Raw genomic sequence first — 24,420 nt, forward strand, 5'->3', positions numbered from 1 at the left:
CATCAGCGGTGGCCTCTCGTCTGGATGCGGGACAGGGCCACGGTGGCGAGGATGCCGAGCATCGACGACAGGAAGATCACGTCGAGCACGATCGAGAGGTCGACGAGCATCGCGATGAACGTGAGGATGCCGATCGCGGAGAAGTACACGAGGTCGCCGACGATCGCCCGCGAGCCCATGTCCTTGGCGGTGAGCACCCGGCAGAGGCCCACCACGATCGCCAGCGCGAGCAGGCCGATGCAGATCCACAGCACGATGGTCACTGGGCACTCCTCTCCGTCGATCCGGCTTCACCGGTCGTCCCGGATTCTCCCGGCGAGCCGGCGTCACCGCTCGGCCTCTGGACGGCGGTCCAGCTGCTGATCGGCTCGGGCTTCCGTCCGCGCGTCATGTGCAGCAGCCGGTCCTCCATCTCGTACAGGCCCTCGAGCACGTCCGCCTCGGACTCCCCGAACAGCGCATGGACGAAGAGCGTCGCACGCGACCGCTCGTCCGCCGCAGCCGAGGCGACGACGAGCGTGCCCGGAGTGATGGTGATCGAGGAGGCCATGAGGGTGATCTCGACGTCCGTCTCGCAGCGCAGCGGGAGCTCGACGATCATCGGCCGACCGTACTCCCCCGCCTTGAAGATCCCCGTGAGGACATCGACAGTGCCGGTGACGATCTCCTTGCCGATCCACAGGCTGTAGCCGATCGCCCGGAACGGATTCATCATCGTGTGCGCACCGCCTCGATGTAGGGGACCGTGTGCAGGAGGTCCTCCGCGGCCCGCTCGGTCACCGCGAACAGCAGATCAGGGAACAGGAACAGACCGACGGACAGCGCGATCATCACCGTGCCCGGCAGGAGCAGGCGCGTGCGGATCCGTACGGAGTCCGGCAGCTCGGTGAGCGCGGCTCGCCCGGTGCTCAGCGAGTCCGGGTGGTAGTGCGTCATCGGCTCACCCCAGAAGGAGTTCGCCCACAGCCGCTGCAGGGCGAGGATGCTGATGAGCGACCCGAGGATCACCGCGCCGATGAGCACGGGGCCGAGTACGGACTCGTCCGCCGCCGAGGCCCGGATGAGCCCGATCTTGCCCCACACGCCGGAGGTCGGGGGCAGGCCGATGAGGGAGAACAGGCCGACCACCATGAGCACGGTCGCCCATTTCTCGCGCCCAGCGACCCCGGAGAGCTTCTTGAACGCGCCCGTGCCGTAGGTCTGCTCGACGGCACCCATGGTCAGCAGCAGTCCCGCCATGGTGATGATGTGGTGGGTGAGGTAGAACGTGCCGGCGGACAGCGCGGCGGCACTCATGAGGACGACGCCGATGAGGATGTGGCCGACACCGGACACCATCTGGAAGGCGAGCACGTTGCGCACGCGGATCTCGCCGAACGCGGAGAGCACCGCCAGCAGGATGGTGACGACGACGATGACCGCGACGACCCACGACCAGACCGGGGGCTCGACGAACACCGAGGAGTAGACCCGGTAGATCGCATAGAGCGCGACCTTGGTGTGGAGACCGGAGAACAGCGCCATCATGCCGGCGGAGGTGTTCGGGTAGCTGCGGACGAGCCAGCCGTGCACCGGCGCGGCACCGGCCTTGACGAACAGCGCGGTGAGCACGACGCCGATCGCGAGCTGCCCGGCCGGTGGGATCTCCTCCATCTCCGCGATGAGCGCGAGGTTGACCGTGCCGAGCGAGCCGTAGACGAAGCCGACTCCGATGAGGAGGATCGTCGAGGTCAGGAGGTTGACCATGACGAACATCCGGCCCACCCCGAGCCGCCGCCAGGTGCCGGTCACCGCGATGAGCGCGTAGGACGGCAGCACCATGACCTCGACGAAGACGAAGAGGTTGAAGAGATCACCGGTGAGGATCGCACCGTACACACCGGTGAGCATCATGAGGATGAGCGCGGGCATGAATCGGTACTGGTCCTCGCCGGTGGCGATGAGGAACCACGAGCACACGAGCGCGGCGACCGAGGTGACGGTGAGCAGCAGCGCGGCGAAGGTGTCGGACACGAACGGAATCGCCAGTCCGTCCACGAAGCCGCCCACGGAATGCGCGATCACCGGCTCCCGGGTGTGCACCGCGAGCAGGTACAGGCCCGCCGCCGTGATGAGGGCGGGGATGCCGATGAGGAGGATCCGGTCGAGGAGCCGGGAGCGGACGATCGTCGACAGCGCCGAGGCGCCGAGCGGGATCGCGATGATGAGCAGGAGGAGAGCGGAGTTCACTGTTCGCGGGCCTCCCCCGTGTTCGGCGGCGTGTGCTGGTCGTCGTCGTGGCCGAGCACGGCCATCGCGAGCATGAAGATCGTGATCGCGAGGGTGATGACGATCGCGGTGAGCACGAACGCCTGGGGCAGCGGGTCCGCGGCGATCGAGGGGTCGGTGCGCCCTTCGAGCGGCTCGCCGCGCCATGCCGTCACACCGGAGGCGAGCAGCGCGAAGTTCGCCGCGTGGGAGATCAGCGTGAGTCCGAACACCGCGCGCACCATGGAGCGCTGCAGCAGCAGGTAGACGCCTCCGGCGACGAGGATTCCGACGGTCACTGCGAGGATCATTCGCCACGCTCCTGGTGCTGCTCGCCGGTGGACATGTGCTTCGACCGCACGCCGAGCCGACTCCTCCGCTGGGGCTTGACGAGCGCACCGGCCTGCGGGCGCTCACCCCGGGTCGCGTCGAGCGGGCCGTGGAGCTCGCCGTACATCATCTCGTCCGCGCGCTCGCGCGTGCCCTCGAACGGCAGCGCGTCGACGTCGCGCTGCATCTGCCCGTCGGTGAGGACGTCGTCGCCGGCCGGGGTGAACGCCGAGTCCGAGGTGCCGAGCAGGTTGAAGGACACGAGGATGAGTCCCACCACGGCCATGTACACGCCGACGTCGAACAGCAGCGAGGTGGTGAAGTGCTCGCCGAAGATGTACCCGTGGATCGGTTCGAGGAACGAGCCGGCGAAGATCAGGCCGACGAACCCGGTGAGGACGGCGACCATGACGCCGCCGCCGATGAGGATGAGCGGGGCGCGCGGCGGACCGATCGCGCGGTCCTTCGAGGTCGACATGTAGAGCAGGCCGACGATCGCGGAGCCGACGAGCGCGGCGATGAAGCCGCCGCCGGGCTCGTTGTGGCCGCGCCAGAAGATCAGCGCGGAGGCGATCGCGAGGATCGGGCCGAGGACGCGCACCATGAGCTGCATCGGGATGACGTTGGGCCAGGCGACCATGACCGCGCGATGGGCGACCGAGCCGCGCGGTCGCAGGCTGAGCCACGGGGTGCGCGGCACCTCGGGGATGTCCGCGGCGGGCGGGTCGATGAACTTGTCGCGGACCGAGGACAGCACCGCGACGATCGCGATCCCGGCCATCCCGAGCACGGTGAGCTCGCCGAGCGTATCGAGTGCACGGAACTCCACGAGGATCGTGTTGACGATGTTCGAGCCGCCGCTGATCTCCGGGGCCTCGTGGAGGTAGTAGAGCGCGATCTCGGAGCGCTCCCGGCGACCGGTCATCACCCACACCGCGGTGCCGACGGCGACGCCGACGAACACGGCGAAGATCCCGCGCCGGGTCTGCGTGCGCTTGCGGTACCGCCAGAAGGTGCGCGGGAGCTTCTGCAGGACGAGCATGATGACGATGATCGTCATCGCCTCGACGAGCAGCTGGGTGAGTGTGACGTCGGGGGCGCCGAGCGCCATGATCTGCACGGTCGCGAGGATGCCGACGGCCGACAGCGCGACCGTCGCGGTCATCCGCGAGCGTGCGAAGCACACGGCGAGCACGGAGAAGCCGATGAGGACGAGGAGGACGAGGTCGATCGGGCGCGACAGGTCCGGCTGCACCGGCGGCAGACCGGGGCCGAGCGCGATCGCCAGGGTGCCGCCGAAGATCACGAGGGAGAGCAGTCCGAGGATCGCGCGCACGTGCGGCGCGGCGCGGACCGGGGCGACGAGTCCGCTGGCGCCGCGGCCGGCGGACTCGAGGCCGCGGGTGATGCCGCTGATGACATCGGCGCCGTCGAACGGCAGGCGGGCACGCATGAAGAACGGGAACACCGTGCGGCGGGCGAGGATGATGGCGATGCCGGCGGCGATGATGAGGATCGAGGCGATGAGCTCCGGGGAGATCCCGTGCCACAGCGCGAGGTGCGGGTGGGGGTCGGTGCCGGGCAGTGCGGCAGCGGCCGCGGGGACGACGAGGCGCTCGACCGTCGGGAGCATGAAGGCCAGCGGCACAGAGGCGAGGATCGGCAGCGCTGCGAAGGTGAGCATGACGCCGTCGGTGCGTCCGAGCCGCTCCCGGTCCGGGGCCGGACCGTCGACGAACGCGCCGAACACGACCTTGGCGCAGTAGGCGAAGGTGAGCACGGAGGCCGCGGCCGCGGCGATGAGCGCGGCCCAGCCGGTCCACGCCGCACCCGGCGCCTCGCCGAGTCCCATGAACACGGTCTCCTTCGAGGCGAAGCCGAGCAGCGGCGGGATGCCGGCCATCGAGGCGGTGCCGATGATCGTGACGACGAAGGCGAGCGGGGACACGCGGAAGAGCTGCGGAATCTTCCCGAAGTCGCGGGTGTGGCCGATGTGGTCGACGACGCCGACCATCATGAACAGGCCGGACTTGAACAGGGCATGGGCGATGACGTGGAGCACGGCGGCAGAGAGCGCGAGCTCGGTGCCGACGCCGATCGCGGCGACGATGAGGCCGAGCTGGCTCACCGTCGAGTAGGCCATGAGCTTCTTGAGGTCGACCTGGTTGAGGGCGAACCAGCCGCCGATCGCGGTGGTGATGAGTCCGGCGACGATGAGCACCGCATTCCACGCCGGGGTGGAGTGGAAGGCCGGGCTGAACCGGATGAGGAGGAAGATGCCGGCCTTGACGACCGCCGCGGCGTGGAGATAGGCGCTCACCGGGGTGGCGGCGGCCATCGCGTCGGGCAGCCAGGAGTGGAACGGGAACTGCGCGGACTTCGTCATCGCGGCGAGCGCGACGAGCAGTGCGACCGTCGTGGTGAATGCCGGATCGGCGCCCCACACCTCGTCGGTGAGCGCGGCGTGGATCGAGGTCGTGCCGGTGCGGGCGATGATGAAGCCGATCGCCACGAGCAGGCCGAGACCGCCGATGAAGGTGATGAACATCGTGCGCAGCGACGCCGGGTGGGCGGCGGCGCCGGACCGGGCGATGAGCATGAACGACGCGAGCGAGGTGACCTCCCACGCGATGAAGAGCACGAGCAGGTCGTCGGTGAGGACGAGCACGACCATCGCGAAGGTGAATGTCGCCATGAGCCAGTAGAAGCTGAGGTTCGGGCCCGGCGACAGGTAGGCCGTCGAGTAGAAGAGCACGAACGCGCCGATGACGAGGGCGATGAGGGTGAAGACCACGCCGATCCCGTCGACCCGGAAGGCCAGGGCGACGTCGAGGCTCGGGACCCATTCCCAGGCGGCTTCGACGGTGCCGCCGGCGAGGACCTCGGTGACAGCGGGCAGGAAGGCCGCGGCCGCGGCCAGATACGCGACTCCCAGCACCCACCCGGCATGGCGTCCGAGCCCGGCGGTGACGAGCGGGGTGAGGACGAGGAGGGCTGCGAGGATGCCCACGGTCACGAGGATCGTCATGTGTCGACGGCTCCCGTCCTGCCACGCGATGCACACGAGGACATCCGGGTCCCGACCATTGACTTCATGGTTGTCGATCCTAGCGAAACTGTACGATCCTCAGCAAAATGGTGAGAGCCGACGGAAAGTCGACAAACCGGTCCGAACGCTCATCGGCTCGGCCCAAGGAGGCAGCGGCGCACTCCTCTAGGCTGATGCACCATGAAGCTGTTCTTCGATGCCCGGTTCACCCGCACCGATCGCCACGACGGGATCTCCCGCTACGGCTCGTGCCTGCTCGCCGCACTCCTCGAGGTCACCTGCGGGACCGAGGTCGAGGTCATCGCGATCATCCACGACGAGGCGCAGCTCGCGCTGCTGCCCGACACCCCGTACGTCGTCCTCAACCATCCGACGTCCCCGGCCGAGCTGACCATCGCCAAACGGCTCGACGCCCTGGGTGCCGATGTCGTGTTCTCGACGATGCAGGTGATGGGCTCCTGGGGCCGCGACCACGCGCTCGTCCTCACCCTCCACGACCTCATCTACTACGCGCACCCGCAGCCGCCGACGGACCTGCCGGCGGTGGTGCGCGGGGCGTGGCGGCTCTACCACCGGGCGTACTGGCCGCAGCGGCTGATGCTCGACCGCGCGGACGCCGTCGCAGTGGTGAGCCGCACGACGGCCCGGCTCGTCGCCGAGCATGCGCTCACCTCGCGGCCGGTGCACGTCGTGCCCAATGCCGTCGCTCCCCCGCCGGAGCTGCCTGCCCGCGCGCCCGGCCACGACGCCCGCTCGCTCGTCTACATGGGGGCGTTCCTCCCCTACAAGAACGTCGAGGCGCTCATCCGCGCGCTCGCGCACCTGCCGGGCTGGACGCTCCACCTGCCGAGCCGGATCACCCCGGCCCGCGAGCGGGAGCTGCGGGCGCTCGTCCCCGACCGGGCGCGCGTCGTGTTCCACCGCGGGGTGAGCGACGAGGAATACGCCGCGCTCCTCGATTCGGCGACCGCGCTCGTCACGGCCTCGCTCGATGAGGGCTTCGGGCTCCCCGTCGTCGAGGCGATGGCGCGCGGGGTGCCGGTCGCGGTGAGCGAGCTGCCGATCTTCCGGGAGCTCGCCGACGGGGTCGCGGAGTTCTTCGACCCGCACGATCCCGCCGACATCGCGCACGCCGTCTCCGCGCTATCCGTGCCCGAGGTGTGGGCCGCCCGCGCCCAGGCGGCGCAGGTCAGGGCCGCGGAGTTCTCCTGGGAATCGTCCGCCGAGGTGCTCCTCGACCTCGCCCGTTCCCTCCACGCCGAGCGGACGCGACGCTGATCCGGCGCCGGATCAGGCGATGGCGGCGGGGTCGGAGCTCGCGCCCCAGGAGCGCAGCACCCAGATGTCGCGGCGCGGGGTGAGCACGCCGTAGCCGCAGTTCGCCATGACGCCGAGGTACCCGGCGCCCTCGCGGCCCAGGCCGAGGAGCTCCTCAGCGGCCCCGCGGAGCACAGCGCCGTGGGCGACGACGGCGAGCGTCTCCTCCGCTCCGGCGCCGGCGACGATCTCGCGGATCGCTGCGACGACGCGGGCCGAGGACTCCCTGCGGCTCTCCCCGCCCGGCGGCCGCATGTCCACGCCGGACTGCCAGGCGGCGAGCTGGTCGGGCCAGATCTCCGCGATCTCCGCCCGGGTGCGACCCTGCCATTCCCCGACGGAGATCTCGCGGAGCAGCGGGTCCGCCTCGAGCCCGGCGCCGGTCCGGGCCGCCAGGGCCTGGGCGGTCTCGTAGGCACGGGCGAGGTCGGAGGACACGATCCGGTCGATGCCGGAGCCGGCGAGCGCCTCGGCGGCCGCGCGGGCCTGGGAGCGGCCGAGCTCGTTGAGCGGGATGTCCGCTTGACCCTGGAATCGTCCTTCGGCGTTGTAGTCCGTCTGCCCGTGGCGCAGCAGGATGAGCGAGGCGACCACGGCTCAGGCCTCCGCGGTGCCGCGGGTCTCCGCGGCGTCAGCACCGGCGACGGCAGGCAGGTCGAGGTCGACGACCGGGCAGTCGCTCCACAGCCGCTCGAGGGCGTAGAACTGCCGGTCCTCCTCGGTGAACACGTGGACGACGATGTCGTCGAAGTCGATGAGCACCCAGTTCCCGTCGCCGTTCTCACGCCGCACGCGCTTGACGTCGTGCTCCTTGAGGAGCGCCTCCTCCACGCCGTCGACGATGGCCTTGACCTGGCGCTCGTTGGTCGCGGAGGCGATGACGAAGACGTCGGTGAGCGCGAGCTGGGCGCTGACGTCGAGGCCGACGATGTCGGTCCCGAGCTTGTCGGCGGCGGCTGCGGCGGCGGTGCGGGCGAGTGCGGTGGCTGCGGGAGTGGCCGTCACGCATGTCCTTTCGGGGGCATCGGGATGCAGAGGGCGGGAGCGAGCGGGTCGGGAATCAGAAGATGAGCAGGAGCGCGATGACGACGAGGACGAGCGCGATCGCCGCAGACACCCCGAGCAGGACGTAGGGCACCTTCGAAGGACGCTCCCCGATGAGGATGTCGCCGTCCTGGCCGGTGACGTTGCGTGCGCTCAGCGGCGACGCGGGAGGGTTCTCGATCTCCTCGCCCACCTCCGCGTTGGGCAGATCCCACACCGGTCCGTCGGACTCGCCGTCCTCGTCGGCGTCGACCGAGGAGATCGGCTGGGTGGGCGGGTGCGCCGCGGCCCGACGCACCTGCTCGTCGTCCGAGGTGTGCTCGGCGGCGGGCCGGGAGACGATCGGCTCCTCGTCCGTCGACGTCGCGGGCCGTGCTCCGGCTCCGGTCTGCGTTCCGCCCGTCTTCGCGGACCCGCTCGGTGCGGTCCGGGCAGCGGGCCCGGCGGTGTCTCGACCGGAGTCGGACCCAGCGGACCCGGACTGCTCCTCGAGCTCGGCGCGGCGGGCGGCGTCCATCGCGGCCTGGGTGCGGGCGAGCGAGGTCGCGCCGGTCACCACCCGGATGCTCTGCGATGTGGGCGGATGCACCACCGGGGTGCGACGGGCGCGGGAGGCCGCCGCGCCGTTCGCCGCGGAGTCGTCCGGCCCGCCGAAGTCGAGTCCGGCCGGGTCTGCGGCAGACGCCGTAGCGGTGCTGATCTGCGGGCGTGCCGCGGCCTGGCGACGGGCGGTGAGATCATGGCCCGCGGTGTCCCGGGCCGGAGCGTCCGGGCGTACGGGGACCGGTTCTTCCGCAGAAGCGGGCGGAGGCGCCGGCGACGGCGCCGCAGGGGGTGCGGCGGGTGCGGACGCAGCGGACGAGTGCTCCGGAGCAGCACCGGGGCCGTTGCGCGGCTCACCGTCCTCCCGAGCGGGCTCGGCATCCTGCTCGCCGCTCGAGGGGCCGTCCTCCGCGTCGACCGGGGGCGGCTCGAGCCCGTGCTCGCGCAGGTAGCGCTTCCGCTCGGCACGAGTGGCGAAGTGCGGGATGTCATCGGCGCCGACGCCGGGCCGACCCGTGCCTCCCGGGAGGTTCCGGAGGTTGACGGAACTCGCTGCGTCGCGCGGAGCGGCCTCTCGCTGGGGGTGGTCCGACGCCAGCGGTCCGCGTTCGTGCCGGTCGGGCTCGAACGGTGTGTCTTCGAAGGCCGGGATCTCCGACTGCGGGGTCGGCGCCGAAGACGCAGACTCCGCGCGGGCGGCCGGAGGCGCCTGCTGGGTCGATGGCTGCTGGGTCGGGGCCTCGGTCCGAGCGGGATCTCCCTGCTGGGGAGAGGACTCCGTCTGTACGGCACCGGCAGCAGCCGCGCGCCGTTCCGCCTCCCGGCGTTCCTTGCGCGTCATGAACTGCTCAGCCATGCTCACTCCTGTACAACTCGTGTTTTGCGATGTACTGTACAACGCCGTCCGGCACGAGGTACCAGACCGGCAGATCGTCCTTCACCCGCGCCCGGCAGTCCGTCGAGGAGATCGCCAGGGCCGGGATCTGCAGCAGGCTCAGGCCCTCCGCCGGCAGGCCGTCGACCACGAGCTCGTGGCCGGGCCGGGTGACGCCGACGAAGTGCGCCATCGAGAACAGCTCGTCGAGGTCCTTCCACGTCATGATCTGCGCCAGGGCGTCGGCCCCGGTGATGAAGAACAGCTCCGTGGACTCCCCGTACTCCGCGCGGAGGTCGCGCAGGGTGTCGATGGTGTACGTGTCCCCCGGCCGGTCGACGTCGACGCGCGACACCGTGAAGCGCGGGTTCGACGCCGTCGCGATCACCGTCATGAGGTAGCGGTGCTCCGGGGGCGTCACCTCCCGCGTGCTCTTCTGGTACGGGCGGCCGGTCGGCACGAAGACCACCTCGTCGAGCGCGAACTTGGTCGCCACCTCGCTGGCGGCGACCAGGTGTCCGTGATGGATCGGGTCGAAGGTGCCGCCCATGACACCGACCCGGCGTGAGGAGAGACTCATATCAGTGGCGGTGCGAGATGCCCTTCCACGACATGGTGATGAACATCAGCAGCATGAGCGCCGCGAACGCGATGAGGCCGAAGAAGATCGGGTGCATCGGCAGGTCCACCACGGTGTGATGGGCCTCTTCGGCCTGGGCCAGCAGGATGGACGTCGTCACGGAGTGCTCCTTGTCTCACGACCGCGTGCGGTCGGGGTGATGGTCCTCAACAGTTTCTCATGCATTGTACGCAGGTGCCCCACGCAACGTGCCGTGGGACGGGGATCGTGTCAGCCGCGGACCTGCCCGCTGCCGCGCATGATCCACTTGGTGGTGGTGAGCTGGGCCAGTCCCATGGGGCCGCGCGCGTGGAGCTTCTGGGTGGAGATCCCCACCTCCGCCCCGAGCCCGAACTCGCCGCCGTCGGTGAAGCGGGTCGACACGTTGATCCCGACCGCCGCGGAATCGATCGCCGCGACGAACCGCTCCGCCTTGTCGAGCTCGTTGGTCACGATGACCTCGGTGTGACCCGAGGAGTAGGCGCGGATGTGCTCGATCGCCTCGTCGAGCCCGGCGACGATCTTCACCGCGAGCTCGAGCTGGAGGTATTCCTTGGCCCAGTCGCGGCGGGTCACCCGCTTGGTGCGCATGCCCTCGGGCGCGTGCTGCGCGACGTCGGAGTCGGCGTGGACGACGACCCCGGCCTCGTCGAGGCGGGCGAGCACCCGGGGCAGCACCCTCTTGGCGGCCTTCTCGTGGACGAGCAGGGTCTCGAGCGCATTGCACACGCTCGGCCGCTGCGTCTTCGAGTTGATCACGAGGTCGCCGGCCATGCCCACGGGAGCGCTCGCATCGAGGAACATGTGGACATTGCCCACCCCGGTCTCGATCACCGGCACGATCGATTCGCGCACGACTGCGGAGATCAGCTCCGCTCCCCCGCGCGGGATCAGCAGGTCGACGTGGTCGCGCGCCTGCATGAGCACCTTGGCTCCGGCGCGGCCGTACTCGTCGATCCCCTGCACGGCGTCGGCGGGCAGCCCGGTCGAGGCGACCGCGCGGCGCAGCAGCTCGATGAGCAGGGTGTTCGAGGAGCGCGCCGCGGAGCCGCCGCGCAGCACCACCGCGTTGCCGCTCTTGAGTGCGAGCACCGCGATGTCGACGGTGACGTTGGGGCGGGCCTCGTAGATCGCGCCGACGACGCCCATCGGCACGCGCTCCTGGCGCAGCAGGATGCCGTTGGGCAGGGTCCGACCGACCACGACGTCGCCCACCGGATCCGGCAGGGCGACGACCTCGCGCACCGCGGCGGCGATCTGCGCGATCCGCTCGTCGGTGAGCGTGAGGCGGTCGATCATCGCCTCCGGGGTGTCCTTCTTCCGGGCGGTCTCGATGTCCTCGGCGTTGGCCGCCCGGATGTCCTCGGTGTTCTCCTCGAGGATGCGGGCGATCGCCTCGAGCGCGGAGTTCTTGTCCGTCGTGGACGCGGCAGCCAGCGCGAAGGAGGCCGCCTTGGCCGCGCGCACCGTCCGGGTGACTCCGCGCACGGTCTTCTGGTCGATGTCGGGCGTGGGCGTGGGAATGTCGGTCATAGCGTTGCTTTCCTAGAACACCGCATCCGTGAGGACGAGGTCGTTGCGATGGATGACCTCTTTACGGTAGTCGCCGCCGAACCTGTCGCCAAGTGCGTCGATCGACATCCCGAACATGCCCGGCAGCTCGTGGGAGGCGAAATTCACCATCCCGCGCGCGATGAGGTCCCCGGCCGGATCGCGCACGTCGACAGGGTCCCCTGCCTCGAACTCGCCGCTCACCGCGGTCACGCCGGCGGCCAGCAGCGAGGTGCCGCGCCGCAGCAGCGCCCGCGCCGCGCCGGCGTCGACGTGGACGGAGCCGTGGGTCTCCGCGAGGTGGGCGAGCCACAGCAGGCGGGTCTGCCGGCGCCGGTGGGTGACGCCGAAGTACGTGCCGAGATCCGCGCCGGCGAGCGCTTGTGCGACCTGCGGTGCGGAGGTGAGGACGGTGGGGATGCCGGAGTCGGCGGCCATCGTCGCGGCCTGGACCTTGGTGAGCATGCCGCCGGTCCCGACGCCGGCCTCGCCGACCCCGCCGATCCCCACCGCCGCGAGGTCGTCGGATCCGGCGACGAAGGGCACGTGGACGGCCCCGGGGGTGCCGGGCGGCGCGGTGTAGAGAGCATCGACGTCGGAGAGCAGGACGAGCGCATCGGCGTGGGCGAGATGGGCGACGAGGGCGGCGAGCCGGTCGTTGTCGCCGAACCGGATCTCCCGGGTGGCGACGGTGTCGTTCTCGTTGACGATCGGCATGATGCCGAGTGCGAGCAGCCGGTCGACCGCCCGCTGCGCGTTGCGGTAGTGCGAGCGTCGGATGAGGTCGTCAGCGGTGAGCAGCACCTGGCCGGGGACCACCCCGTGCCCGGCCAGGGCATGGGTGTAGGCGGCCATGAGGAGGCTCTGGCCCACGCCCGCCGCGGCCTGCTGGGTGGCGAGGTCCTTGGGGCGCCGGGAGATCCCCATCGGCTCGAGCCCGGCGGCGATCGCGCCGGAGGACACGAGGATGACCTCGTGCCCAGCGGCGCGGTGGGCGGCGAGTGCCGCAGTGAGCGCGTGCAGGTGGGCGTGGTCGAGCCCGCCGGCCACGGAGGTGAGCGAGGACGAGCCGATCTTGACAACGACCCGCTTGGCGCCGGACACCGCCGTACGCACTGCGGCGAGATCGGCCCCCGCCCCGGCCGGAGCGGTCACGCGCCGGACTCCCGGGCGCGCTTCTCCGCGAGGCGCTCGGCCTCGAGCACGGCGCGCGCCTCGGCCTTGGCATCCATCCGCTCGTGGAAGGCGGCCTTGCGCTCCTTGCGGGAGGCGCGCCCGGTCTCCTCGAGGCGCAGGTCGGTCCCGCGCTGGCCGAGCAGCTCCGCCCCGCCGACCATCGTCGGGTCCCAGTCGAAGACGACGCCGGCCCCGGGGCCGATGACCACGGTGGAGCCGGGCACGGCACCGGCCTTGAACAGCTCCTCCTCGACGCCGAGGCGCTCGAGCCGGTCGCCGAGGTAGCCGACGGCCTCGTCGTTGGCGAAGTCGGTCTGCACGATCCAGCGCTCGGGCTTGTCGCCGAGGATCCGGAACACCGGCCCGTCGGCGGTCTCCTCGACCGTCACCCGGAAGCCGGCGTCGTCGACGGCCCGGGGCCGGATGACGATCCGTTCGGGCACGGCGGGCTCGGCCTCGCGGCGGGCGCGCTCGGCGGCGACGAGCTCGGCCATCGCGAAGGACAGCTCGCGCAGGCCGCGGTGGGACACGGCGGACACGTCGAACACGCGGTAGCCGGCGGCCTCGAGGTCGGCGCGGACGATATCGGCGAGGTCCTGCCCGTCAGGGATGTCGATCTTGTTGAGCGCGACGAGGGTGGGGCGCTCGGTGAGCGGGAGCAGGTCGCCGCCGTCATGGGCGATGTCGACGGCGTACTGCGCGAGCTCGGCCTCGATCGTCGCGAGGTCGGACACCGGGTCGCGGCCGGGCTCCCACGTCGCCATGTCGATGACGTGGACGAGTGCGGCGCAGCGCTCGACGTGGCGGAGGAACTCGAGTCCCAGGCCGCGGCCCTCGGATGCGCCCGGGATGAGTCCCGGGACGTCGGCGACGGTGAAGCGGACGTCCCCGGCCTCGACGACGCCGAGGTTGGGGACGAGCGTGGTGAACGGGTACTCCGCGATCTTGGGTCGGGCGGCGGACAGCGCGGCGATGAGGCTCGACTTCCCGGCCGACGGGAAGCCGATGAGCGCGATGTCCGCGACGGACTTGAGCTCGAGCACGAGGTCGCGGGTCTCGCCGGGCTCGCCGAGGAGGGCGAATCCCGGGGCCTTGCGCTTGGTCGAGGCGAGGGCGGCGTTGCCGAGCCCCCCGCGCCCACCGGCGGCGGCGACGAACTCCGTGCCGGGCTCGACGAGGTCGGCGATGACCTCGCCGGCGATGCTCTTGACCACGGTGCCCACCGGCACCGGGAGCACGAGGGTCTCGCCGTCGGCGCCGTGGTGCAGATCGCCCTTGCCGATCCCGCCGTTGGGGGCGGAGCGGTGCGGGTTGCGGTGGTAGGGCAGCAGGGTGGTCGTCTGGTCGTCGACGAGGAGCACCACGTCGCCGCCGTCGCCCCCGTTCGCACCGTCCGGGCCGCCGAGCGGCTTGAACTTCTCCCGGCGGATCGAGGCGCAGCCGTTGCCGCCGTCGCCTGCGGACACGTGCAGGGTGACGCGATCGATGAACTCCGTGGCCATGGCCGTCCTTTGCGTTCGGATGGTGCGGGTACGGGAATGGGGCGAGCCCAGCGGGCTCACCCCATCCACGTGCGGAACGTGCTCAGCGGGCGCGTGCCCACGAGCCGACCGGTGCTGCCGGTCGCTCGGCGTCTCAGCCGGCGATGATGTTGACGACCTTGCGGCCGCTCTTGGCACCGAACTCCACGGTGCCCGCCGCGAGGGCGAAGAGGGTGTCGTCGCCGCCGCGGCCGACGTTCTGACCGGGGTGGAAACGGGTGCCGCGCTGCCGGACGAGGATCTCACCGGCGCTGACGACCTGGCCCCCGAAACGCTTCACTCCGAGGCGCTTGGCGTTGGAGTCACGACCGTTGCGAGTCGAGCTCGCTCCCTTTTTAGTTGCCATGGTTATTCTCCTGCGAAAGAAAAGTCGGTGTCGGTCTTACTTGATGTCGGTGATCTTGAGGCGGGTGAGGTCCTGACGGTGGCCCTGCCGCTTCTTGTACCCGGTCTTGTTCTTGTACTTCTGGATCACGATCTTCGGACCGCGGAGCTCGTCGACGACCTCGGCGGAGACCTTCACCTGGGCGAGCTTGTCGGCGTCATGGGTGACGGTGTCGCCGTCCACGTGCAGAACAGCGGCGAGCTCGACGGTGTCGCCTGCGGCCGCCTTCATACGATTGACGGTGATGATGTCGCCGACGCTGACCTTCTCCTGATGGCCGCCGGCACGGACGATGGCATAGACCATGTCGAACCTCTTCTCATGTGTTCTGCGCGGACAGCTCCGGGCTGCTCACGTCTGCTGTGACGGCAGCTCTCCCTTGGCCGAACGGGATTCGGGCGCCTGCCCATGATCCGCGCTGCCCATTGGAAGGAAGAACCCACCGTGGCGCTTGTGCACCGACGCACCATCGTACCGTCGATCCGACCCCGGGGACAAATCGCACAGGGGGCACGGCGGCGGCGGTCTCAGCGCCCGTCGCGGTGCTCTTCGGCGATCCGCTCGTGATGGCGGATCACCTCGGCGACGATGAACGCGAGGAACTTCTCCGCGAACTCGGGGTCGAGGTTGGCCTCCGCGGCGAGCCGCCGCAGCCGCTCGACCTGCCGTGACTCCCGGGCCGGGTCGGCGGCGGGCAGGTCGTGGCGCGCCTTGAGCTCGCCCACCCGCTCGGTGAGCTTGAAGCGCTCGGCGAGGATGTGGAGGAGGGCGGCGTCGACGTTGTCGATGCTGCCGCGCAGCCGGGCGAGCTCGGCGGGGATCTCAGCGCTCATCGTCGTCCTCGGTGTCGGGGGCGGTGGTGGCGGCGTCCGACGGCCGCGTCCCGGACTCCGCGACGGCTGCGGGCTCGGGTCCGACAGGCCGCTCCTCGTCCATGGTAGCGGGGGCCACCGGCCGGTCCGCGGCGACCTCGTGGGCGGAGGCGTTCATGATCCGGGCGATGACCGGCAGCCGGTCCCCGCCGTCGAGGTCGTCGAGCACCACCGGCGCGCCGGTGCCGTCGGTGAGCGGCAGCGTCCAGTTGGGGTACTCCTCGGAGGTGCCCGGTTTGTTCTGCGCCCGCGTCTCCCCCACGACATCGGCGAGCGCGATCCCGACGAGCTGGGCCGAGGTGCGGGCGAGGTAGGCGTGGAGGCCCACCGTCACCGGCCACACGTCGTCGATCGTGCCCACCATGGTGTCGGTCGGCTCGAGGCCGCCGGCCTCCGCGATGGTCTTGAGGGCGTCCTGCCGGTTGCTGCGCTCCCCGGTGTAGACCTCGCGGGGGTCGGCATCGAGCAGCCCGAGCTCCTCGGACAGCTCGATGTCGGCGAGGTTGAGGTACCCGGCGGTCGGATGCATGTCGTGGGTGTTGAGGGTCGCCAGGCTGAGCGAGCGGTAGTCCCGGGGGTCGGTGAGTCCCGACTCGGTCTGCTCGAACCACAGCACCGAGGTGCCGAGCACCCCCAGCTCCGTGAGCCGCTCGCGCACCCCGGGGCCGACGGTGCCGAGGTCCTCGCCGATGACGAGCACGCCGGCCCGGTGCGCCTCGAGCGCAAGCACGGCGAGGATCGCCTCGGAGTCGTAGGAGACGTAGGCGCCGTCCTTGGGAGCGTTGCCGCGCGGCACCCACCACAGTCGGAACAGGCCCATGATGTGGTCGATGCGGATGCCGCCGGCACCGGTGAAGGCGGTGCGGAACAGGTCGCGCAGCGGGGCGTAGCCGGCGTCGGCGAGACGCCGAGGGTGCCACGGCGGCTGCGACCAGTCCTGGCCCTGCTGGTTGTAGAAGTCGGCGGGCGCACCGACGGTGGCGTCGGTGGCGAGGAACGTGTCGAGGGTCCAGGAGTCGGCCCCGCCCGCGGACACGCCGACGGCGAGGTCGGTGACGAGACCGATCCGCATCCCGAGCTCGCGCGCGGTGCGCTGGGCCCGGCGCAGCTGCTCGGCGGCGATGAACTGCGTCCACATCCAGAACTCGATGTCCCCGGCGTGCTCGGCCTCGAACTCGCGCACCGCCTCGGCGCGCGGACCGGTCATCTCCTGCGGCCAGGCGACGCCGGTGGCGAGGATGCGCACCGTGTCCTTACCGGAGCGTGCGCTGTCCTTCTGCAGGGACTTCGCGGCGCGCTTCGCCTTGGCCCCGCCGCTGCTCGCGTGGCGGTAGATCGCGTTGAAGACCGCCCAGTCGCGCATCCCCTGCGGTGCGCGCTCGACGAAACGGCGGAACTTCGCCCGCCGGGCGGCGCCCACGGGGACCTTGTAGAGGAGCTCGAGGGCGGCGATCTTGTCCGCGATGATCCGGTCGCGGTCGATCGGATCGGCGGTGATCGCCGGCTTCCCCCAGCGCCGGGCGAGCGACTGGATCGCCAGCCGCTGGTCGGTGTCGATGTAGGCGGCCTCGGGGACGTCCTCGATCCGGATGTAGATCGGGTCGATCGCCTGGCGGCTCGACGGGAGGTACGGGGAGTTCTCCACCGGCGGCACCGGCGCCTGCGCATGGATGGGGTTGATGAGCACGAAGTCCGCGCCCTGTTCGGCACTGATCGCCATGAGGTCGCGGAGGTCGCCGAAATCGCCGGTCCCCCACGAGATGCGCGAGCGCAGCGAGTAGAGCTGCACGGTGATCCCCCAGGGGCGACGGTGGCTGTCGGATGCCGCCATCGCGGCGGCGGTGACGTCCTCGACGGTGGGGACGGTGCGCGGAGCGACGATGAACGGCATGGTGTCCGCGCGGTGACCGCTCGTCAGGGTGATCGTGTGCTCGCCGAGCGGCAGGTCGGCGGGGATCGCCACCGTGCGCACCTGTCGCAGCACCGGCGCGCCCTCGGTCATCACGGTGCGCGTCTCCGTCACCGGCCCGACCTCGGTGAGCGGGACGCGGGTGCCGGACTCGGTCATGAGCGACAGGCCGAAGCGCTCCCCCTCCGGCAGGGTGAACGGGATCCGCGCGGAGTTTCCGGCGAACTGGTGGGCGAACGCCGGCAGGGGCCGCGCGAATCGCGCGTCGTCGAGGGCACGGAGCCCGTCCTCGACCTGCGCACGCGTCTCGCAGCGCGCACCGAGCGCGGTGAGCACGGCAGCGAGCGTGCGGTCGGGGATCTGCACGGTCTCGCCCTCGGCGGAGCGGTACTCGGGCTGGACGCCGAGCGCCTGTGCGAGCCGGTGGAGGGGCCCGGTCATGTCGGTGACGAAATGGGGCGCTGCGGATGAGGAGGACTGCTCTGCCATGCTCCCAGCTTAGTCGGACGGCGGGGCGATCCGGTGCGCGCACGACGGAGGCCGGAACCCCAGGGGTTCCGGCCTCCGCAGGTGCAGCTCAGTCGCGGAAGAGCTTCCGTGGGATCACAGGTTGCCCTGCTCCTGGCGGATCTCGACGAGCTCCTGCTCGTCCTCGGCACCGAGCTCGTGCAGGGTGCCCGCCCTGCGGTCCGCGAGGTACTTCTTCATCTCGCGCTTGACGACCGGCATGAGCATGTACAGGCCGAGGATGTTGATGAAGGCGCACATGAACAGCGCGGCATCGGCGAAGTTGATGACCTGGCCGAAGGTCGCGACACAGCCGATGATGATGAACGCCATGAGGATGAGGCGGAACACGATGTCCGTGGCCTTGCGGCGGCCGAACAGGTAGTGCCAGGCCTTCTCGCCGTAGTACGCCCAGGTGATGAGGGTGGAGAAGGCGAACAGGGTGACGGCGATCGCGAGCAGGATGGGCCACCAGCCGGCGATCGTGGTGAACGCGTCGGAGACCAGCGTGACGCCGTCGGGCGACACACCCTCCGCGGCGTAGTCCTGCTGCGCCTGCGAGTAGGAGGCCTGGTCGGCGATGATGATCGTCAGCGCGGTCATGGTACACACGACGACGGTGTCGATGAAGGGCTCGAGCAGGGCGACGAAGCCCTCGGAGACCGGACGACGGGTCTTCACCGCCGAGTGGGCGATCGGAGCCGAGCCGATGCCGGCCTCGTTGGAGAAGGCCGCACGCTGGAAGCCGACGATCATGACGCCGAGGAAGCCGCCGGCGATGCCCTGCGGGCTGAAGGCGCCGGAGACGATCTCGCCGAAGGCCGCCGGGATGTGACCGAAGTTGCCGATGAGCACGATGAGGCAGGACACGACGTAAAGGATGCCCATGCCCGGGACGAGCTTGTCGGTGACCCGACCGATCGACTTGATGCCGCCGATGATGACGAGGCCGACGAGGACGGCGATGATGATGCCGACGATGAGGCCGGCCCACTGGCCGCCGAGCACCCCCTCGCTGCCGCCGGTGACGTTCTTCAGCTGCGCGAAGGTCTGGTTGGCCTGGAACATGCCGCCGCCGGCGACGCCGAAGAGGAGGATGGCGATGGCGAACACGCCGGTGAGCACGGTGGCGACCGGGGTGGAGAACTTGCGGAAGGCGACGGGCAGGTACTTGAAGGGACCGCCGTGGACGACGCCGTCGGAGTCGATGGTGCGGTACTTGACGCCGAGTGTGCACTCGACGAACTTCGTCGCCATGCCGAGCAGACCGGCGACGATCATCCAGAAGGTCGCGCCGGGGCCGCCCATGGCGATCGCGGCGCCGACGCCGGCGATGTTGCCGAGGCCGACGGTGCCGGACAGCGCCGAGGACAGGGCCTGGAAGTGGGTGACCTCACCCGGGTCGTCCTTCGAGGAGTACTTGCCGCGCACCACCTCGAGCGCGACGCCGAAGCCGCGGAACTGGATGAATCCCGTGTAGATCGTGAACACCAGGGCACCGATGATGAGCCAGGCGACGACGATCGGGAAGCTCACGCCGCCGATGGTGATCGGGAAGAAGATGATGTTCGAGAACGCGGTGACGAACGGGGACAGGACCGAGTCGACCCGCTGCTCGATCGGGGACAGTTCGGCCGCAAGGATGTCAGCCTGTATCGATGTTCTACTCATGGTTCACTAAACTCCACGAGAATGTGACCTGAATCAAGCCAGGACAGGGTGGCGCCCGGTTTGGTTACTCAACTGTTACCTCGGTCACAGCAGGTGACGCGCACCACACTCCTTTCGGCCCAGCCTCGGCCCAGGTCGGACGGACGACAACGGCGGCCGGGGACCCAAGGTCCCCGGCCGCCGCTGGCACGTCCTGTGCGCTCCGAATCCGGCTGATCTCAGCCGCGTCGCGCGCTCAGCCGTCCATGCCGATCATGAGCACCGGCAGCGCCGCCTTCGTCTCCGCAGGCTTCGTCTCCGCCGGCTTGGTGTCCGCCGGCTTCTCGACCGGCTTCGACTCCGATGCCTGCGGTGCCGGCTCCGGCTTCTCCTGCACCTGCGGCGCCTGCTGGACACGGGTCGCGCTGTCCGCGCCGATCATCAGCGGCGCCGGGCCGGTGGGCTTCGTCGGTGTGCGCTTGGCACGCGGCTTCCGGGCGGCGCGCTTCGGCTCCGCCGGCTCGGCGTCCTCGGCAGGCGCAGTTCCGGGCACGGTGCCGGTTGCCCCGGAGTCGGCAGGCTGGGAGTCCTCGGTGCCGGAGTCGGACCGTGCGGGCTCGGACTGCACCGCGGTCGCGGGTGCGTCCTCGCTCCGGGTGTCCTCGCTCCGGGAGTCGTCGCTCTGTGCGCCGCCCCGCCTGCTCCCCCGGCCACGGCCGCGGCGGCTCGAGCGGCGACCCGCGGTCTTCTCCTCGGAGCCGTCCGAGCCGGGATCGGGATCACCCGACCCGCCCGTGCGGGATCCCTCGCCGGACTCGTCCGCTGCGGGTGTCCCGGCCGCGGTCCCGTCCCCGGGCACCTCCTCGGCGTCCGCGGCCGAGGCCTCCGCCGCGTCCTCGTCCTTCTTGAGGGTGGCCTTGGCGATCGCGGCGACCGCCGAGCGCGAGGCGTCCTGCTTCTCCTCGTCGATCGGCTCGGAGTCGTTCCGGCGCTGGTCCTGGCGGGAGTCCTTGGCGGAGTCCTGCCCCTTCCGGCGGCGCGAGGAGCGGCCCTGCGACTGGCCGCGCCCGGATTGCTCCGGCTCGGTGCCCGGGAGCAGCAGGCCGCGCCCGGTGAAGTCCTCGCCCGCCTGGGCGAGCGACTCGGCCAGACCGGTTCCGATCCGCTTGCGGGTCATCTGCACGAGTCCTAGCGAGGTCACCTCGGCGACCTGGTGCTTGGTGCGGTCCCGGCCCAAGCACTCGATGAGGCGCCGGACCACGAGGTCGCGGTTCGACTCGAGGACCATGTCGATGAAGTCGACGACGATGATGCCGCCGATGTCGCGCAGCCGCAGCTGGCGGATGACCTCTTCGGCCGCCTCGAGGTTGTTCTTCGTCACCGTCTCCTCGAGGTTGCCCCCGGAACCGGTGAACTTGCCCGTGTTGACGTCGATGACCGTCATCGCCTCGGTGCGGTCGATGACGAGGGAGCCGCCCGAGGGCAGGTTGACCTTGCGATCGAGCGCCTTCTCGATCTGCTCGGCCACCCGGTAGTGCTCGAAGATGTCGCCGTCCGCCTCGTACCGGCTCACCCGGTCGAGGAGGTCGGGCGCGACGGCCTCGACGTACTCGCGGATGGTCTCCCACACCTTGTCGCCGTCGACGACGAGGGCGGAGAAGTCCTCGTTGAACACGTCGCGGATGATCCGGACGGTCATGTCGGGCTCGCTGTAGAGCAGCTGCGGGGCCTGCACCTTGGTCGACTTCGACTTCTTCTCGATCGACTCCCAGCGCTTCGACAGCCGTTCGACGTCGCGCCCGAGCTCCGACTCCGAGGCGCCCTCGGCGGCGGTGCGGACGATGACGCCGGACGAGCCGGGCACGAGCTCCTTGAGCACCTTCTTGAGCCGTTGGCGCTCGGTATCGGGCAGCTTGCGCGAGATCCCGGTCATCGAATTGCCGGGCACGTAGACGAGGAAGCGACCGGGCAGCGAGACCTGGCTGGTGAGCCGGGCGCCCTTGTGGCCGATCGGGTCCTTGGTGACCTGGACGAGCACGGGATCCCCGGGGTTGAGCGCGACCTCGATGCGGCGCGGCTTGCCCTCCATCCCGAGGACGTCCCAGTTGACCTCCCCGGCGTAGAGGACCGCGTTGCGGCCCTTGCCGATGTCGACGAACGCGGCCTCCATGCTCGGGAGCACGTTCTGCACCTTGCCGAGGTAGACGTTGCCGATGATCGAGGCGTGGGCCTTCGCCTCGCTGAGGTAGTGCTCGACGGCGATGCCGTCCTCGAGCACGACGAGCTGTGTGCGGCCCTCGGTCTCGCGCACGAGCATGGTGCGCTCGACGGATTCGCGGCGGGCGAGGAACTCCGCCTCGGTGATGACGGGCCGACGGCGACCGGCCTCGCGTCCCTCGCGCCGGCGCTGGCGCTTGGCCTCGAGCCGGGTCGAGCCCTTGAGACCGGTGACCTGGCTGTCGTCGGACCCTCCGCCCGCGGGCCTGCGGCTGCGGGTGCGGCGGCGACGGCGGCCGTTCGAGCCGTCCTCGGTGTCGTCGTCGGCGGAGTCATCGCCGCGGCCGGAATCGTCCTGGCCGCCCCTGCGATCCTGGTCCTGCTGCGAACCGCGGCCCGAACCGCGTCCGGAGCGGCGGCGGGACCGGTTCGAGCCACCGCTGCCGGAGTCCTCGGTGTCCTCCGAGTCGTCATCGGAGTCCTGCCCGTTCGACGCGTCGGAGTCGTCCTGCTGGTCGCGGTTGCGCGACCGCCGGCCGCGACCGCCGCGCCGGCGGCGGCGCGGCTGGGAGTCGGAGTCGTCCGAGTCGTCGTCGGAGTCGTCGGTGTCGCGGGCATCGTCCCGGGAGTCGTCAGCGGAATCGCCGTCGCCGGAATCCCCGTTCCCCGAGCCGTCCGAACGCCGGCGGGAGCGGCGGCCGGATCCGCGGGAGCGCGAGCGGCGGCCGTCGCGGCGGCCGCGGTCGTCGTCGCTGTCGCCCTCGTCCCCGGAGTCGTCGGAATCCTCGGAGTCGTCACGATTGTCGGTGTCGTCGTCCGCGGAGTCGTCGTCGAACTCGTCCACGTCGTCCTCGTCCCACTCCGAGTCGACCTGCTCGGCGAGCTCGGGCTGGGGCGGCTGGAACAGCAGTCCTCCGCCGGTGGGGATCGGGGCGGCTTCGAAGGTCACCGGCTCCTCAGGGGCGGAGAACGCCTGGTTGAAGGCGAAGGGATTGCGGAGGTCCACCTGCGCGGGGGCGGCGGCCTGTACGGGGGCGGGATCGTCATGGTCGTCGGACTCGTCCGCACCGCTCACGGCGGACTCGAAGATCAGTCCGCGGTTGGCGACGGCGGAACGCGCCGAGCGCGGTGCCGACTCGTCCCGGGCGGTGCGGGGCGCCTCGGCCTCGTCCGGGTTCCCGGAGTCGCGGCGCACCGGCGGTGCGGCGGGCTCGCGGAGCGAACCGGCCGCATCGGCCAGTGAGTCGAGGCGGGCGCGGGTGTCCTCATCGACCTGACCGGATCCGTCCGTCCGGGATTCGTGCTCTGCGCGGAGGTTCTCGAGATCCGCGAGGATCCCGGCGGTGGGATCCTGCTGGTCCTCTGGGGTGTTCGTCATGGTGCACTGCTCCTAACACCGAGCGGCGGGCGGCACACCGACTCGCCTGCGCTGCGGTTCGACCGGTGTCCGGGTGCGTACCCGGATCCAAAAACCTGTGGCGTACAGGGGCGGCTCGCGCGATAGTGTCGGCGCGGTGGCCAGGCCCATGCCGCTTCGTCTTGTTACCTGCCGGCGGGAGAGCCAGGCTCGGTGGAAGCGGGAGACCCGCTTGGTGTGAATGGCGGGTCGCCATGAACATTATGTCACAGGCACCCCGGCAGACCGTCGAACGGGCCGCGGGACGGCGGGTGCCGCATGCCCGCGCTTGTGCCCGCGCACCGAGCAGGTGCATTCTGGCGGGGTGAGCGCATCGCATTCCTCCACCACCGGCCACGAGCACGACGACGCGGAATTCGGCGATTCCGGGTCCGACGGCACCCGGTTCGACGACGGCGAAGGACACCTCGACCCCGGGGCGCGTTCCCGGGGGCCCTGGTTCATGGACGAGGTCAAGCTCGGGGTCTTCCTCGTCGTGAGCTCGGTCATCGGCTTCCTCGCGTCCTTCGAACTCTCGATCGACAAGGTCCGGCTGCTCGAGAACCCCTCGGCGACGCTGTCGTGCGACTTCAATCCGTTCTTCTCCTGCGGCAGCGTCATGGCGTTCGAGCAGTCGCAGATCTTCGGGTTCCCCAATCAGTTCCTCGGGATCGCGGCGTTCATCTTCCCGCTCCTGCTCGGTGTCCTCCTCATCACCCGCACCCGGGTCCCCGGCTGGGTGATGGTCGGCCTGAATCTCGGCCTGCTCGCCGGCACCGTGCTCGTGATGTACCTCTACTACTCCTCGATCTTCGTCATCGGGATCGGCTGCCCGTGGTGCATCGTCGTGTGGACCGTGACGATCCCGCTGTTCTGCGTGGTCACCGGTTACAACGTCATCGCCGGGAACCTCGGCGCCGGGCTGCGCGACAACGGGGTCGTGCGGGCGATCGCCGGCACCGCGCTCATCATCGCCGTGCTCTGGCTGATCCTCGTCTATGCGTCCATCGTGTTCCGCTTCTGGGTGTTCTTCGGCTCGCTCGTCGGCTGACGGGAGAGCTCCAGGAGCTCGAGCAGCTCCGGGTGGTTCGCGTCGAACGCAGGGCGCTCGGAGCGGATCCGGGGCAGCGAGGTGAAGTTGTGGCGCGGCGGCGGGCACGAGGTCGCCCACTCGAGGGAGGAGCCGTAGCCCC

Annotated in this window: 21 protein-coding genes and 1 pseudogene; 2 read left to right on the plus strand and 20 right to left on the minus strand. The window is 70.6% G+C overall.

Annotated elements, in window-relative coordinates:
- Nucleotides 1–2: 2 nt before the first annotated feature.
- The 5 genes from MTQ12_RS14100 to MTQ12_RS14120 are packed head-to-tail and all read right to left on the minus strand — an operon-like array spanning nucleotide 3 to nucleotide 5,605.
- The gene (locus MTQ12_RS14100) at nucleotides 3–263 is read right to left on the minus strand and encodes a transporter (protein WP_137319480.1); all 261 of its coding nucleotides are present in this window, start codon (nucleotides 261–263) and stop codon (nucleotides 3–5) included.
- Nucleotides 260–715 (minus strand): Na+/H+ antiporter subunit E, encoded by a 456-nt coding sequence (locus tag MTQ12_RS14105; RefSeq protein ID WP_247619131.1) that lies wholly within the window; start codon nucleotides 713–715, stop codon nucleotides 260–262. Before MTQ12_RS14105 ends, MTQ12_RS14100 begins: the two co-directional genes overlap by 4 nt.
- Nucleotides 712–2,229: a monovalent cation/H+ antiporter subunit D family protein gene (locus MTQ12_RS14110; protein WP_137319478.1), complete on the minus strand. Its 1,518-nt coding sequence runs from the start codon at nucleotides 2,227–2,229 to the stop codon at nucleotides 712–714. The genes MTQ12_RS14105 and MTQ12_RS14110 overlap by 4 nt, the downstream gene beginning before the upstream one ends.
- Nucleotides 2,226–2,558 (minus strand): cation:proton antiporter subunit C, encoded by a 333-nt coding sequence (locus MTQ12_RS14115; protein WP_137319477.1) that lies wholly within the window; start codon nucleotides 2,556–2,558, stop codon nucleotides 2,226–2,228. Before MTQ12_RS14115 ends, MTQ12_RS14110 begins: the two co-directional genes overlap by 4 nt.
- Entirely contained in the window at nucleotides 2,555–5,605 is a 3,051-nt protein-coding gene (locus MTQ12_RS14120) for a DUF4040 family protein (protein ID WP_247619132.1), read from the minus strand. Before MTQ12_RS14120 ends, MTQ12_RS14115 begins: the two co-directional genes overlap by 4 nt.
- Before the next feature lie 201 nt (nucleotides 5,606–5,806).
- Here MTQ12_RS14120 and MTQ12_RS14125 point away from each other — a divergent pair, with 201 nt between their 5' ends.
- A complete protein-coding gene (locus tag MTQ12_RS14125; RefSeq protein ID WP_247619133.1) occupies nucleotides 5,807–6,904 on the plus strand; it encodes a glycosyltransferase family 1 protein in 1,098 nt (365 codons plus the stop codon).
- 12 nt (nucleotides 6,905–6,916) lie between these two features.
- On the opposite strand, the gene MTQ12_RS14130 is transcribed toward MTQ12_RS14125, so the two are convergent.
- The 14 genes from MTQ12_RS14130 to MTQ12_RS14195 all read right to left on the minus strand — a co-directional run bounded on the left by MTQ12_RS14130 (nucleotide 6,917) and on the right by MTQ12_RS14195 (nucleotide 23,209).
- The gene (locus MTQ12_RS14130; RefSeq protein ID WP_247619134.1) at nucleotides 6,917–7,537 is read right to left on the minus strand and encodes a histidine phosphatase family protein; all 621 of its coding nucleotides are present in this window, start codon (nucleotides 7,535–7,537) and stop codon (nucleotides 6,917–6,919) included.
- Nucleotides 7,538–7,540: 3 nt separating this feature from the next.
- The gene (rsfS, locus tag MTQ12_RS14135; RefSeq protein ID WP_137319473.1) at nucleotides 7,541–7,948 is read right to left on the minus strand and encodes a ribosome silencing factor; all 408 of its coding nucleotides are present in this window, start codon (nucleotides 7,946–7,948) and stop codon (nucleotides 7,541–7,543) included.
- A gap of 55 nt (nucleotides 7,949–8,003) precedes the next feature.
- Nucleotides 8,004–9,386 carry a hypothetical protein gene (locus tag MTQ12_RS14140; protein WP_247619135.1) on the minus strand — a complete coding sequence of 461 codons (1,383 nt, stop codon included), beginning with the start codon at nucleotides 9,384–9,386 and terminating at the stop codon, nucleotides 8,004–8,006.
- Nucleotides 9,379–9,984, minus strand: a complete 606-nt coding sequence (nadD, locus tag MTQ12_RS14145; RefSeq protein ID WP_247619136.1) for a nicotinate-nucleotide adenylyltransferase — start codon at nucleotides 9,982–9,984, stop codon at nucleotides 9,379–9,381. Before nadD ends, MTQ12_RS14140 begins: the two co-directional genes overlap by 8 nt.
- Nucleotide 9,985: 1 nt before the next feature.
- Nucleotides 9,986–10,144 carry a hypothetical protein gene (locus MTQ12_RS14150; protein ID WP_247619137.1) on the minus strand — a complete coding sequence of 53 codons (159 nt, stop codon included), beginning with the start codon at nucleotides 10,142–10,144 and terminating at the stop codon, nucleotides 9,986–9,988.
- A 110-nt stretch (nucleotides 10,145–10,254) separates the two neighbouring features.
- The gene (locus MTQ12_RS14155; RefSeq protein WP_247619138.1) at nucleotides 10,255–11,556 is read right to left on the minus strand and encodes a glutamate-5-semialdehyde dehydrogenase; all 1,302 of its coding nucleotides are present in this window, start codon (nucleotides 11,554–11,556) and stop codon (nucleotides 10,255–10,257) included.
- 12 nt (nucleotides 11,557–11,568) lie between these two features.
- A complete protein-coding gene (gene proB / locus MTQ12_RS14160; protein ID WP_247619139.1) occupies nucleotides 11,569–12,729 on the minus strand; it encodes a glutamate 5-kinase in 1,161 nt (386 codons plus the stop codon).
- On the minus strand, nucleotides 12,726–14,252 hold the full coding sequence (gene obgE, locus MTQ12_RS14165) for a GTPase ObgE (protein WP_247619140.1): 1,527 nt from the start codon (nucleotides 14,250–14,252) through the stop codon (nucleotides 12,726–12,728). The genes proB and obgE overlap by 4 nt, the downstream gene beginning before the upstream one ends.
- A gap of 133 nt (nucleotides 14,253–14,385) precedes the next feature.
- Nucleotides 14,386–14,637 (minus strand): 50S ribosomal protein L27, encoded by a 252-nt coding sequence (gene rpmA, locus MTQ12_RS14170; protein ID WP_137319467.1) that lies wholly within the window; start codon nucleotides 14,635–14,637, stop codon nucleotides 14,386–14,388.
- A 36-nt stretch (nucleotides 14,638–14,673) separates the two neighbouring features.
- The gene (gene rplU / locus MTQ12_RS14175; protein WP_137319466.1) at nucleotides 14,674–14,982 is read right to left on the minus strand and encodes a 50S ribosomal protein L21; all 309 of its coding nucleotides are present in this window, start codon (nucleotides 14,980–14,982) and stop codon (nucleotides 14,674–14,676) included.
- A 221-nt stretch (nucleotides 14,983–15,203) separates the two neighbouring features.
- Entirely contained in the window at nucleotides 15,204–15,509 is a 306-nt protein-coding gene (locus MTQ12_RS14180) for a chorismate mutase (RefSeq protein ID WP_137319465.1), read from the minus strand.
- Nucleotides 15,499–17,946 (minus strand): 4-alpha-glucanotransferase, encoded by a 2,448-nt coding sequence (gene malQ, locus MTQ12_RS14185; RefSeq protein ID WP_247619141.1) that lies wholly within the window; start codon nucleotides 17,944–17,946, stop codon nucleotides 15,499–15,501. Before malQ ends, MTQ12_RS14180 begins: the two co-directional genes overlap by 11 nt.
- 114 nt (nucleotides 17,947–18,060) lie before the next feature.
- Complete coding sequence (locus tag MTQ12_RS14190; RefSeq protein ID WP_137319463.1) at nucleotides 18,061–19,635, minus strand: alanine/glycine:cation symporter family protein; 1,575 nt, start codon at nucleotides 19,633–19,635, stop codon at nucleotides 18,061–18,063.
- A 235-nt stretch (nucleotides 19,636–19,870) separates the two neighbouring features.
- Nucleotides 19,871–23,209, minus strand: coding sequence for an Rne/Rng family ribonuclease (locus MTQ12_RS14195; protein ID WP_247619142.1), 3,339 nt, complete (start codon nucleotides 23,207–23,209; stop codon nucleotides 19,871–19,873).
- A gap of 343 nt (nucleotides 23,210–23,552) precedes the next feature.
- Between MTQ12_RS14195 and MTQ12_RS14200 the strand changes: the two genes are divergently transcribed.
- Nucleotides 23,553–24,278, plus strand: coding sequence for a vitamin K epoxide reductase family protein (locus tag MTQ12_RS14200; protein WP_247619143.1), 726 nt, complete (start codon nucleotides 23,553–23,555; stop codon nucleotides 24,276–24,278).
- On the opposite strand, the pseudogene MTQ12_RS14205 reads toward MTQ12_RS14200, so the two are convergent.
- Nucleotides 24,224–24,420 (minus strand): annotated as a pseudogene (locus MTQ12_RS14205) (cytochrome ubiquinol oxidase subunit I); the annotation flags it as partial. The gene MTQ12_RS14200 and the pseudogene MTQ12_RS14205 overlap by 55 nt on opposite strands.

The organism is Brevibacterium sp. R8603A2 (genome assembly GCF_023072605.1).
GTDB lineage: Bacteria > Actinomycetota > Actinomycetes > Actinomycetales > Brevibacteriaceae > Brevibacterium > Brevibacterium pityocampae.